Here is a 13,189-nt window from a genome sequence, read left to right as displayed (position 1 = left end):
TCTGCTAGCGGTAATGCACTCCGTCCATCAGCGCCCCAGAATGCAATACCTCCAGCTGTTCTTTTAGCAGCTGTTGCAATTCTTCTTCGCTGCGCCGTTCCATGAGCATATCCCAGTGGGTACGCTGGGGACGCACCGGTTTGGTATCTTCCTCTTCTGCGGGTTCTTCATATTGAAGTTCCCCGGTTTCCCCGCATTTGCATTCCCACTCGGCGGGAGCGGCTACCTCGGCGGCGAAAGTCATGTGGAAACGGTGTCCATTAGGGCAAATGTAGAGGCTTTCGCGGCGTTCTGCGAATACTACACCATCTTCTGTCTCTAGGCTTTTTGACCCGATACTGGTTCCACGTAGTGCCCGCTCTGCCATAGTAATAACTTCTCCTTGCTTCCCGCCCTAAAAACTCAGCAAATACCGCCCTATTCTAACATCTGCGCCGGTGGGCAAGAAAGCTAGCGTGCTCGTTTGCCCACCGGCGAAACTAAAACTACTTGGCGGTAGGCTGACCGTAGACGTTTTGGTAACGCTCATACAATGAATCGATATGACGCGATTCGATCGGGCACAGCTCCCCCAAAGAGCGGGCAATCGCTACTGTCTTAGCTACTTCCTCGACCATGACTGCCGCTTTAACTGCGGCTTTAGCATCCTTGCCAATAGTGAATGGCCCGTGGTTGGCCATCAACACTGCAGGGGAGCGGGATTCTTTCAAGGTTTCTACGATCCCGCGTCCGATGGAATCATCCCCGATGATCGCGAAGGGACCGATCGGCACTTCCCCGCCGAACTCGTCACCCATCATGGTCAACACGCAGGGAATAGGCTGTTGCACAGCCGCGAAGGCGGTCGCGTAGGGGGAGTGGGTATGAACCACGCCCCCTACCGCACTCATATGCCGGTATACATAGGCGTGAGCCGCAGTATCTGAAGAAGGCTGCAAATCCCCGGAGGTATCATCATCCAGTTTCTTACCATCTAGATCGCAAACCACCATGGTAGCGGCCGATAATTCATCGTAACGTACCCCCGAAGGTTTAATCACGAATAGATCCGCGCCTTCCACCCGCTGCGAAACGTTCCCGGCAGTCCAAACTACCAGGTCATTAGCAGGTAGTTCCGCGTGCAAAGCCGCAACCACTTCCCGGGTAGCTGCTACCTGCTTGCGAACCTCGGCAGGTAGTTCATTTACATGTGGCATATATACTCCTTTAGTTTCCGCGGTGTACTTGCGCTCGAATCGCTTTCAAGTTACGCATTACTTTAGTGCCGCCCCGACCGAAGAAGTCGTGCATTTCTTTGAAGGCGGCGTAAAGTTCGCGGTAGGCGGCTACATTTTCGGGGATCGGCTTATAGGCATGGGAAACCTTCTTGCCCATAGCGGCGGAAGCCGCGAAAATGTCAGGATATTGTCCATCGGCAACCGCCGCGAATACCGCGGAGCCTAAGGCGCCCGCTTGGTCTGTAGCGGAGATAGAAATGGGCAGCCCGGTGATATCGGCGTACATCTGCATGTACAACTTATTCTTTAGGAGCCCTCCGGCTACAACGATCTCGTTAATATCGACCCCGTGTTCGATGAAGTTGTCGATAATGACCTTCGCCCCGAAAATAGTGGATTCTAGCAGGGCGCGATACATTTCCTCGGGAGTAGTGGTTAGGGTCATTCCCAGCATCATTCCCGACAGGCGCGCATCGGCTAGGACGGAACGGTTTCCGTTCCACCAATCCAAGGCTAAGAGGCCGTGTTCCCCGATTCTTTGTTCCGCGGCTTTTTCAGTCAGCAGGTCGTGGATATTGATGCCTCGCTGCTCGGCTTCCTCGCGGTAGCTGACGGGTACACACTGGGTGGTAAACCAAGAGAAAATATCTCCTACTGCGGTTTGACCAGCCTCAAAGCCCCACTCGCCATCAACGATACCGCCATCGACCACCCCGAAAGTTCCCGGTACATCCGCGTAGTTATGGGCAGAAACCACGAAACAAGTGGAAGTACCAGCGATTGCGGTTAACACCCCGTTCTCGGTAGCTCCCACTCCCGCAGCATGCACATGGGCATCAATATTGCCCGAGCAGACCGTGATCCCCGCTTTCAGCCCCATGAGGGAAGCAGCTTTTTCCGTGAGTTCTCCGACTTTGGATCCCAATGGCGCGATCGGTGCCGACATTTTTTGTTCAAAGACCTCACCGAATCCGGGAGCTAGCGCCTCTAAGTATGCTTTATCGGGATACTTGCCATCCTGGTACATCCGCTTATAGCCACTGGCACCAGCAGTTTGGGTATGCACCCCGGTCATTTTCCAGGTCAGCCAATCCATTACATCGGTAATTGCTTCGGCTGCCTGGTAGACCTCCGGGGCTTTTTCGTATAGCTCCAGCATCTTGGGTAGTGCCAGTTCCGAAGAAAGCACCCCGCCATAGCGGCCAAGCCAGGGTTCGTTGCGCTCTTTTGCCAGCGCCACGATCCGGTCTGCCTGGTCTTGGCCGCCGTGGTGTTTCCACAGCTTGATATAAGCGTGCGGGTTGTTCTTAAACTCTTCCTTTTCGCAAAGCGGGGTACCTGCCTGGTCGGTGACCACCAGGGAAGCGGAGGTGGTGTCTAGACCGATAGCCACCACGTCCTTAGGATCAACCCCAGATTCCTTGACTGCCAGCGGAACCGCACTGGCCAGCACCGCAATATAATCCGCTGGTACTTCCAAGGCGAACTCGGGCGGTAGCACCTGCCCATCGCCAGCAGTAAGAGTGGTATCCATAACTCCGTGGGCGTACTCGGTGACGGCGGAAGCTAATACTTCCCCATCACTTACCCGCACCACTACCGCGCGACCGGACAAGGTACCGAAATCTATTCCGATTACATATTTATTTTCCATTGCAGGCTCCATTGCGTTGCGAAATTAGGAGAGTCATGATTCTCAATTAGCTAGCTAGTTACCTAGTTAGCGTGACGATGTTTACCCCAGAATCCTTCCGGGCTAAATAAATGATCGATTACCTCGTCAAGAGCGTTGAGATCCATCAGGATATCCAACACCGTGTAACGCGAACGAATCATCTGCGCCTGGCGGTGGGTCTTGCGGAAACGATCCCAATCGATCTTGATCATTTCGGGGTGATAGGGTGCACCGGCTTTACGCAAGTTTTCTTGCGCTTCCTCCGGAGAGATCAGCTGCTTCGAGCAGATCTCTTTGATTTCACTCCATTTTTCTTTCAGCAGCTCTAAGCGCTTACGAAGTTCTTCGCCCTCTAAATGCTTGTTAAGGGAGTGTTTCTTCGCTTCGCCTTGGATGCTGGGAATGATTAGTTCTTCTACCTTGGCCAAGACCTCTGCTTCACTGGGGGCATTGGCTACTACTTCGTCAATATCCAGGTTGGGGATATCCATCGCCAAGAATTCTTCCCAAATCGCCAGGGAGGCTACCGTACCGACTCCCACTTTAAAGCCGTGCGATAGCGGTGGTTCCCAATCGAGGCCGTGCCCTTCCATCTCCCAAGTGTGAGAGAACTGGTGGCCAGCTCCCGAGGCGGGACGAGATGAAGACAGTGCCTGCATAGCCAGCCCCGACATAATATTGCCTTCGGCTAGCCCCTCGATCGCATCCCGATCACCCTTACAGGCGCCTTCCGGATCAGAAAGGGCTCCCCGCAAGGGTCCTTGTACCAAGGACCAGGTGTAGTCATCTACGGCTTCCACGCCGAGGCGATCGGCCAGCAGCCAGTCGGCTCCGGCGGGGATCTTTTCGATCAGATCTCCATAGCCGGTGGCGGTCAGGCGCTGGGGGGCAGCGGCGATTACATCTAGATCAGCCACCAAACCCGCAGGAGCTGGACACTCGCGAGTAATCTTGAAGCCATCCTTGGTGATGGAGGCGCCAAAAGCCGCGTAGCCATCTACCGAGGCAGCGGTGCAGACGTTCATATAGGGACGTCCCAGTTCTCCGCTGGCTAGTTTACACAGGTCATTTAGGGTTCCGGACGCAATTGAACAGATCACCGTGTCATCGAGATCTTGCAGTACTTCCCGAACTTTAATTACATTCTCGTAGCCGGCATATAAAGTAGGCTTACCGGGGAAAACGTAGGGCTCGTGCATCGGTACCCCTGCAGCTTTGAGGGAGTCTACTACTCCTTTTCCGGCTGCGCCAAAGGTGTTTTCATCCGCGACTACCAGGGCGGTTTTCCCGGGAAAGAGGCGGGCAAACAGCGGGCCAGTTTCCTTCAGTACCCCAACGCCGAACTCAATATCTTTGGTGTCGCTAGCAGTTTCTAGTGCTTTCGCGATCAATTCGTTTGTCATTGATACTTCTTTCTTTATTCTTTGGATTATTCACTGGCGGCTACATGGTCGACTAGCTCATGGGTCAGTTCTTGCATCGCTGGATAGCTTTCCATGTATTTTTGCAGGTAGAATTGGTATTCTTCGTGGGTTTCCGGGTCGGGTTCAATCCGTTCGGTTTCATGTACCATATTGGCGGCCGCCTCTTGGATATTGGCGTATTGCCCGGATCCGACTGCCGCTAAAATACAGGTACCGAGCACGACCGCGTCTCCAACTTCTGTCTTTACCAGCGGCTTTCCGGAAACATCGGCGTGCATCTGCATCCACAGCGGCGACTTAGTAGCCCCACCACACACGGTTACCTGGTCAAACTTAAATCCGGCATCTTCCATCTTCTTGAAGTTAAAGGCGGTACCGAAGGCCACTGCCTCCATAATTGCGTGGTAAACATGCAGCGGGGTGTGAGAGAGTGACAGCCCCCACATGATTCCCCGGGCTTTGGAATCGGTATAGGGAGTACGGTTGCCCTGGAAGTACTCGTTAATAATAAGCCCGTCTGAGCCCGGTGCGATTTCCGCGCATTTACGATCCAGAATCTCGTAGGGGTTAACTCCTACGGTTTCTGCACTCTTTACCAGGTGCTCACAAAAGCCTTCCTTAAACCATTTCAAAACCGAACCGGAAGATACTAGCGATCCTTCCAAAGTGTATTGACCGGGAAGAACCCCATCAGTGTAGGATCCCATAAAGCCGTTACCATAAACGGGCTTATCGGACTGTCCCGCAATAACGTGGGAGGATCCGGTAGTTAGAGATACTCGTCCTGGCTTTACCGCCCCCAGGCCGATCTGTCCTGCCCAGGCATCAGCGCATCCCTGAGCAACCGGTGTACCTGGTAGCAGTCCTAGTTCTTGCGCTACCGAAGGCAATAGCCCGCCGAGAGGAACGCCCAGATCCTCGACCCGTTCCGGCATCTTTTCAAAAGCATCGCCGGCTCCGATTGCCTCGTAGTATTCTACCGGCCACCCGCCGTAATCACGGTTATAGTTCATCCGCATAGAAGCGGAGTTAATGTTAATCGTCCATTCGCCGGTGAGGCGATAGGTCAGCCAGTCGGGGGCGTCGACAATCCGGTAGGCTTCTTTGAATATTTCCGGCTCATTTTCTTGTAGCCAGGCTACCTTGAAGGGATACCATTCCGCGGTCGGGGGAGTGGTCTTGCCGCCGTTATATAGGCGCGCCCAGTGATCCATATCCATTACCCGTTCCATCTGTTTGGTGGCACGCACATCCATCCACATAATGGCGCGGCGGATTTCTTTGCCTTCCTTATTGATGGGAACCACGGTCATCGTGGTGGCATCATAGCTAATACCCGCGATATGACGGGCGGGAATGCCGGTTTGGTCTAGCACTTTGCGAACTGAAGCGACTAAGGCTTCCCACCAATCGGAGGGATCCTGCTCTGCCCAGCCCGGATGCGGGTGATAGGTGGGGTACCCGGTGGCGGCAAAGCCAATCGGAGTGCCTCGCAAGTCGAAAATCGCGGCACGGCAAGATTCGGTGCCATAGTCGATTCCCAGTAGGTAAGGACCTTCATAACCCGGTGCTACCATTTGTTTTCTCCTTAAACTTTGCGCCGGCATCGTTGTCGGCGACTTTGTGCGCAGTGGTAGCGCATTTTCTAGTTGTTAGGGTGGTACTAAGTATTTCTATTTAGTTATCGTTTTCGGTCCAACCGTTTTCTTCCCACACGGCAGCAGGAATCAGGCGGTCAACACGATCTAGTAAAAAGTCAGGTTGATGTTCTTTCGGCAGAGCCAGCGCTTCTTCCATAGTGGAGTCTCCGGTCAGCGGCATTGCTGAGAACATTCCGGTTTTTTTGGCCATCTCGATATCGGTGTAGAGACGGTCACCAACCATCATGCAGTTTTGGGGGTTAACATCTAGGCCTTCAATTGCCACCTCGAGCATTACTGGCTCCGGTTTGCCGGTAATAACCTGGCACTTGGTCTGGGTGCAAGCTTCGATCGCGGCAATAATCGCGGCACAGTCCGGCTCGCCTCTGCCTCCTGGGAAGGGGCAATAGCGGTCGGGGTTGGTGGCCACTAATATTGCTCGCTTGTGGAACCAGATGGCATCGAATGCTATTTGCAGCTTGCGATAGTCAAAGGTGCGGTCATAGGACGCAATCACAATATCGATTTTTTCCGGATCATCGCTGATTTTTATTCCCGCATCTTGTAGAGCATCAATCAACGGCTGCTCCGCAATCGGGAATACGGTTTTGTCTGCGTGGTGGTCTTTTAGCCAACGGGTCATAGTGACCACGGTGTTGGCAATGTCTTCTAAGGGGGTGGGAATATCCATTCCCTCTAGTTTGTCTACATAAAGATGGGGATCTTTAGTGGGATTATTAGAGAGGAAACGTACCGGGATTTCGCGGCGCCGTAGCTCCTCAATTAGTCTTTTTGCCCCGGGCAATAGGTGGTCTCCCAAATAAATGGTGCCATCCATATCGAAAATATAGGCATCATAGAACTCGGTGGGGAACTTAAGATTTTCTTCGGCGTACAACGGTTTTCCTCTCAACTAGTATTTCTTAAAAGCGGGGGTGGAAAGCCAGCGGGCTTTCCACCCCCGATAAGCGACTGGGGTTAGAACAGTAGCGCCAGAGCACAAACAATGGTGTGGGATAGCCAAATGGAGGCTGCCGGCGGGTCAATATGAGTATCGCCACGGGCATACATTAACCGTTGTGCAACCTCGGCCAGACCTGCTGCCATCACGCCAAATACTACTGCCGCCACCAGAGCCAAAATCAGATTATGTCCCACAATCGGGAACCAAACCATGGCCGCCAGACCAGCAGTGATGGTGATGTGGTGGGTGACTGGAATCTTGAACCCAAGAATCAACATCAAAATAGTGATCGCGGAAATCCCGAAGGGTAGGGTTTGAGCGTTAAGTTCTAGAACCTTTGCTGTTTCCGGGTTGACCGCAGGAAGCAGATAGGCAACGGTTAAGGACAAACCGCCTGCCATCAGGGAGGCCATAACCCCAATGGTAATCCACTGGGAGGGCTTTTCTTGCCAACGTAGCCAGGATTCCTTATCGGTAAGCTTTGATGTCCAATTAAAGATCGGGGTCTTACCGAAGATTAGCCGCGTTACGAAAGCAGACAGGAAAACGGTCAACGCCACGGTATCAGTGTTACCCCCGAACCAAGGAATCATTCGGATGCAACGTTCAACCAAGTATCCACCTAGGCCGAAGGCGGCGCCGATCCACAACATGGTGGGATCTCCGAATCCGGCCGGGGAAGTATCAATATCCTTGCCTTTCTTCTCTCCCAGCAGGCCTTTCCGCCCCGCATAGGCATGAGCTGCCACTGCCGACGCAAAGCAGACGTGGGGGCCAAATACCGGGCCAAATGCGAGATAAGTTAGCCCAATATCGCTACCGGTAGTAGCGGCTATTCCGAAGCCGAGGAAGACGGAGAAGCCGGTCATTACAAAGGCCCAGTTGCCGCCAATGCCCGCTCCGAGCATGCCGCCACCGATGGCGCAGATTGCCCAGAAAAGCGAGAATCCGGTCGAAGCTCCAAATGAGTTTACAAAGTCGCTGGCTTGCGCCGCCATCTGTATAGTTTCGATCATGTTTTAATACCTTCATTTAGATAGGGTTTGGCAAAATTGCCAAGCTTTTAGTAGCCCGGCTTGGCCTATCCGCGCCGGGAAATTAGGGGAGTATTTGCTAGCAGCAGCTGCCGGGAGTAGTTTCTCCCTCGGTCTGCGGCACTTCATAGTCGCAGATTACCTGGACTTTCCGTGCTGAATTGGACTGGGGATCAAACTCGTAACCTAGCCATTCTTTAACTAGGCGCCGCGCCAGCTCAATACCAATCACGCGCTGACCCATGGTTAGAACTTGTGCGTTATTGGATTTAACCAAGCGCTCTACGCTGAATGAATCATGTCCCACGCTTGCGCGAATCCCGGGAACTTTGTTGGCGGTGATCGCCATACCAATCCCGGTGCCACACAGTAGTAGAGCCCGGTCAGCCTCTCCGGCAGCAACCATGCGAGCTCCTTTGATACCCACATGTGGGTAGTCAACGTCCTCGCCGGCTTTTAGCCCGATATCAATTACTTCTGCAACTCGCTCGTCTGCCTCTAAATCTTTTTTGATTATCTCTTTGTAGTCGACAGCAGCGGAATCCGCTCCGATTACTATTCGAAGTCCCATTATTTTTTCTCCTCTCGTCATCAGCATTGATGACCTAAGTTCTTTCTATACCACTTAGGGATGTTCTCCCCACCAGTTCTAAAAAACTGCACTTATGAGCGCACGCGCTCCAAAGAGCGCTTGGCCGCCGCAACCACATGGTCGCTGTCCAGTCCGTAATGGGCGAACAGCTCACCGGCAGCACCGGGCATACCAAATCCTTCAATACCTATACTCTCGCCGTTATCTCCTACGAGGTCGCGCCAGGGATCTACTAGACCGGCCTCAATCGAGACTCGGGCTTTTACAGCTGCCGGGAGTACCTGCTCGCGGTAGTCAGCGCCTTGAGCTTTAAACCATTCCATACAGGGGACCGATACTACCCGGGCAGCAATGGATTCCTTAGCTAGAGTTTCGCGAGCTTGCAAAGCATATTGCACCTCGGATCCGGAGGCTAGTAAGATCACGTCCGGCTGCCCTGCGGTATCGGCCAAAACATAGGCGCCCTTATCTGCATTTTTAGCGCTAGCGAACGCTTCGTCGCTTGCGTCCTCCATATCTTCCCGCTCGACGATGGGAAGTCCCTGGCGGGTTAAAATCAATCCTACCGGCCCGGTTTGACGCAGAATCTGCAGCCAGCAGGCCGCGGTTTCATTGGCATCCATAGGACGCACAATCGACAGATTGGGGATTGCCCGGTAGGCAGTCAGATGTTCGACCGGCTGGTGGGTAGGTCCGTCCTCGCCAACTCCAATAGAGTCATGAGTCCAAACATAGGTTACGGGGATATTCATGAGCGCAGCTAAACGAACAGCTCCCCGCATATAGTCGCTAAAGACGAAGAAGGTGCCACCAAAGACCCGAGTGAGACCATCCAGGGCAATACCGTTCATAATGGCGCCCATAGCATGTTCGCGCACTCCAAAGTGCAACACCCGGCCGAAGGGGTTACCCTTCCACATATCAGTTTGCGCTGACTGAGGGATAAAGCTGTCGGCATCGGCGATAGTAGTGTTATTTGAACCTGCCAGGTCGGCAGATCCACCCCAGAATTCTGGCAACACGGCACCGATCGCGGAAATAACTTTTCCAGAGGCCGCGCGAGTAGCTAGCGAGTCTCCGGAAGTAAATACCGGGAGTGCGTCCTCGATACCTTCGGGGAGCACGCCGGCTAGGATCCGCTCTAGTAGCTCATTCTTATCCGGATTTGCTTTCTTCCAAGCTTCAAAGCGGGGATCCCAATCGGCATGAGCTTCCTGGGCACGCGTGGCAGCATTCTCCCGGGAGTGCTTCACGGCTTCTTCGTCAATATCAAACATTTTCTCCGGGTCAGCACCCAGAACTTTCTTGAATTCCTTAAGTTCTGCTTCGCCCAGTTTCGCGCCATGGATCGCCCCGGTGTTCTGCTTGTTAGGCGAAGGCCAACCAATAATGGTACGCAGGGCAATGATAGAAGGCCGATGCTTTTCAGCTTTGGCAGCATTTATTGCCTGGTCAAGAGCGTTTACATCTTCTTCGTATTTTCCGTCCTCAGCCAGCCAATTAACCCGCTGGGTGTGCCAGCCATAAGATTCGTAGCGCTGTAACACATCTTCTTGGAAAGACACATTGGTGTCGTCCTCAATAGAGATATGGTTATCGTCCCAGATCACGATGAGGTTGCCCAGATCTTGTACTCCCGCCAGCGAGGAAGCTTCACCAGAGATTCCTTCCTGTAGACAGCCATCGCCAGCAATCACGTAGACATTATGGTCAAAGGGGCTTTCACCTAGGGGAGTGTCCGGGTCTAACATGCCGTGCGCCCGCCGGGAAGCCATCGCAAAACCAACGGCGGCGGCAAAACCAGATCCCAGCGGTCCGGTAGTAACCTCCACGCCCTTAGTATGACGGTACTCGGGGTGACCGGGAGTATAAGAATCAAAGGTGCGGAAACTCTTCAAATCATCGAGCTCCATGTTTTGACCGGCCAGATACAACTGAATGTATTGCAGCAAAGAGGCGTGTCCGGCGGAGAGTACGAAGCGGTCACGTCCTAACCAATCTGAATCTTGCGGATCAAAACGCAGGTGACGTTGGTAAAGCAAGTAGGCAGCGGCAGCTAAAGAAATTGGGGTTCCCGGGTGTCCGCTTCCAGCTTTTTCTACCGCATCAGCGGCTAAAAGCTTGGCTGTTTTAACTGCTCGTTGATCGAGTTCATTCCATTCAGTGGTCATATTTTCCCTTCCATCATTGGATTTACTGGGTATTTACTCTGCTTTTGATATTAACAGTCGGCTTGGGAAAAAATGTGGCAAAGAGAGTTTTGGTCACATAAGTGCAAGCGCATGCTTTCTAGACCCAAATTTCTACAGGAGAAACGCTGATGGATATGTTCATCACCAGCTGATGGGTGGATACGTGCAACTGCGCGCATTTGTCGCAGGCAAGATCGGGATCAGAGCTTCTGGTTCCTGCCGTGGATAGTCAGGATCCGGGTACTGGTATTTGCTCAACCGGTTGTTATCCCGACCTAAACCCCGAACCTGGATCCGATAATGTACATTATGTAAACTAAAAGGTTTTGGGCACGGTCTCTGCTCCAGCTCAGCCAGACGACCTCTCTCCTGCCGTTTTGAGTTATGGGTTGCCAAGCGCTTGAATTGGCTCTGGAAGTATTTCCGGCAAACCACAAAGGAGATTATCCACGATGGCAGCTGACGAGCCGCTAAATCCACCACTGAAAGCTCTAGGTGACAGCCTAGAGGCAGAAATTAAAGACAGAAAAACCAATAAGCATCCGGTAGACCAAGTACCGTCGGCTCCTCGGACGCTGTTGCTATCGGTACAGCACGTTTTAGCGTTTTACGCGGGTGCGGTAGTTGTTCCCCTGGTAGTTGCGGGCGGACTTAAGCTCGATCCGACTACTACCGTGCACCTTATTAATGCTGACCTATTTACTTGTGGAATCGCTACCCTGATTCAGTCGATTGGATTTTGGCGCGTCGGGGTGCGCTTGCCGATTATCCAAGGCGTAACCACCATGGCAATCTCTCCCATGATTGCGATTGGTCTGGCGGTTAACCAAGAAGGCGGCGTAGGAGTGCTTCCTACCATTTACGGAGCAGTCATTGTAGCCGGACTATTTACTTTCTTTGCGGCTCCAGTTTTCGCCAAATTGATTCGTTTCTTCCCCCCGTTAGTTATCGGGATTGTACTAACCACAATGGGTACCACTTTGCTGGGAGTATCAGCTGCGGACGTGATTGGACGCGTTGACGAGCAGGTACCGCCCATGCCCATCACCTTGCGCTCTTTAGCCTATGGCCTGGGAACCTTAGCTATAATCGTCCTCATTCAGCGCTTCTTTAAAGGCTTCATGGGCACTCTGGCCGTGCTAGCTGGCCTAGTAATTGGTACCGGAGTCGCGGTGGCGCTAGGTGATGCTTCCTTCAGTGAAGTAGGCAAATCTTCCTGGATAGCGGTCACTACCCCGTTCTATTTCGGCTGGCCACAGTTCTCTTTAACTGCCTGTATCTCTATGATCGTAGTCATGCTACTTACCATGGTAGAAACTACCGGTGACGTCTTTGCCACCGGTGAAATCGTGGGCAAACGCATCGGAAAGAAAGAGATCACCGCGGCTTTGCGCGCCGATGGCCTCTCTACAACGCTGGGGGGAATTTTGAACTCTTTCCCCTACACCTGCTTCGCGCAAAATATTGGTTTGGTGCGGCTAACTAAAGTACATTCTCGCTGGGTAGTAGCTTGTGCCGGCGGAATTATGATTATTTTGGGAGTTATTCCCAAGGCGGGCGCGATTGTAGCTTCAATCCCCTCTCCGGTTCTGGGCGGAGCTTCCATGGCTTTGTTTGCCAACTTAACCTTAGTGGGGATTCAAACCCTGTCCCGAGTCGACCTGTCGGATACCCGCAACGGCATTATTCTGACTACTTCGATCGCTCTGGCCATGCTAGTTTCCTTCAAACCGGCGATCGCCGACGCCTTCCCTGCCTGGGCACAGATTTTCTTTGCTTCGGGAGTAACCCTAGGCTCGATTACCGCCATCTTGCTCAATTTGCTGTTCTTCCACGTGGGCCCGCGTTCTAAGGGCGAGGACGTGGCGCTAGGTGCCACCGGCAAGCGACGTTCTTTGCGGGCAGTTAACAAAATGAGTGAAGAAGAGTTTGTAAATACCTTCTCCCGCTTGTTTAATGGGGTAACTTGGCCGCTGCAGGCAGCCGCCCAGATGCGTCCCTTCCAGGATGTAGGAGAACTTAAAGAAGCACTCCAGGACGCGGTGATGGTGGCGGACAAAGCTGCTCAAGACCAGCTGATTGCTGCCTATCCTGATGTAACTGCGATGCTGACCGCCAGTGAGAGCGAAGCCAAAGAAATTTCCCAAGACGTGGGTTCTCTAGCCTTGGGACAGCTCACGGAAGAGCAAAAAGCTCAGCTACACACCTTGGAAAACTCCTACCATGAGAAGTTCAATCTGCCGCTAGTGGCATTGCTTTCCCGGATGGACAGCGTAGACGAGATCATTAAGGACGGACTGCATCGCCTAGAAAACTCCCCGCGGCATGAACGAGTAGTCGCCCTGGGACAGGTGGTAGAAGTGGCCAATGACCGTTTAGAGATCATGATGGCAGACGCCAACCCCATCCGGTCTGCTTGGAGCCGCAAGTTTGAGCAACTCGACTAATAGC

The 13,189-nt window shown here is 53.0% G+C and carries 10 protein-coding genes; 1 reads left to right on the top strand and 9 read right to left on the bottom strand.

The genetic code is table 11. The annotated features are described in order from the left end of the window. Nucleotides 1–4: 4 nt before the first annotated feature. The 9 genes from E6072_RS04275 to tkt all read right to left on the bottom strand — a co-directional run bounded on the left by E6072_RS04275 (nucleotide 5) and on the right by tkt (nucleotide 10,717). Entirely contained in the window at nucleotides 5–367 is a 363-nt protein-coding gene (locus E6072_RS04275; protein WP_316693993.1) for an RNA polymerase-binding protein RbpA, read from the bottom strand. Nucleotides 368–485: 118 nt separating this feature from the next. Continuing rightward, nucleotides 486–1,196, bottom strand: a complete 711-nt coding sequence (locus E6072_RS04270; protein WP_316693992.1) for an L-ribulose-5-phosphate 4-epimerase — start codon at nucleotides 1,194–1,196, stop codon at nucleotides 486–488. Between the two features lie 10 nt (nucleotides 1,197–1,206). Beyond that, nucleotides 1,207–2,871, bottom strand: a complete 1,665-nt coding sequence (locus E6072_RS04265) for a ribulokinase (RefSeq protein ID WP_316693991.1) — start codon at nucleotides 2,869–2,871, stop codon at nucleotides 1,207–1,209. Between the two features lie 62 nt (nucleotides 2,872–2,933). Next, entirely contained in the window at nucleotides 2,934–4,295 is a 1,362-nt protein-coding gene (locus tag E6072_RS04260) for a sn-glycerol-1-phosphate dehydrogenase (protein ID WP_316693990.1), read from the bottom strand. 26 nt (nucleotides 4,296–4,321) lie between these two features. Beyond that, a complete protein-coding gene (locus E6072_RS04255) occupies nucleotides 4,322–5,893 on the bottom strand; it encodes an FGGY family carbohydrate kinase (RefSeq protein ID WP_316693989.1) in 1,572 nt (523 codons plus the stop codon). Between the two features lie 100 nt (nucleotides 5,894–5,993). Continuing rightward, on the bottom strand, nucleotides 5,994–6,854 hold the full coding sequence (locus E6072_RS04250) for an HAD-IIA family hydrolase (protein ID WP_316693988.1): 861 nt from the start codon (nucleotides 6,852–6,854) through the stop codon (nucleotides 5,994–5,996). 80 nt (nucleotides 6,855–6,934) lie between these two features. Beyond that, on the bottom strand, nucleotides 6,935–7,936 hold the full coding sequence (locus tag E6072_RS04245; RefSeq protein WP_316693987.1) for a hypothetical protein: 1,002 nt from the start codon (nucleotides 7,934–7,936) through the stop codon (nucleotides 6,935–6,937). Nucleotides 7,937–8,033: 97 nt separating this feature from the next. Beyond that, nucleotides 8,034–8,525, bottom strand: coding sequence for a ribose-5-phosphate isomerase (locus E6072_RS04240; RefSeq protein WP_316693986.1), 492 nt, complete (start codon nucleotides 8,523–8,525; stop codon nucleotides 8,034–8,036). Between the two features lie 92 nt (nucleotides 8,526–8,617). Further along, a complete protein-coding gene (gene tkt, locus E6072_RS04235) occupies nucleotides 8,618–10,717 on the bottom strand; it encodes a transketolase (RefSeq protein WP_316693985.1) in 2,100 nt (699 codons plus the stop codon). A gap of 473 nt (nucleotides 10,718–11,190) precedes the next feature. Between tkt and E6072_RS04230 the strand changes: the two genes are divergently transcribed. Continuing rightward, nucleotides 11,191–13,185 carry a solute carrier family 23 protein gene (locus tag E6072_RS04230; protein WP_316693984.1) on the top strand — a complete coding sequence of 665 codons (1,995 nt, stop codon included), beginning with the start codon at nucleotides 11,191–11,193 and terminating at the stop codon, nucleotides 13,183–13,185. Nucleotides 13,186–13,189: the final 4 nt, after the last annotated feature.

It is taken from the genome of Varibaculum cambriense, from assembly GCF_032557235.1.
In the GTDB taxonomy this organism is placed as follows: Bacteria; Actinomycetota; Actinomycetes; order Actinomycetales; family Actinomycetaceae; genus Varibaculum; species Varibaculum cambriense_C.
This window is presented reverse-complemented; position numbering and strand designations above follow the sequence as displayed.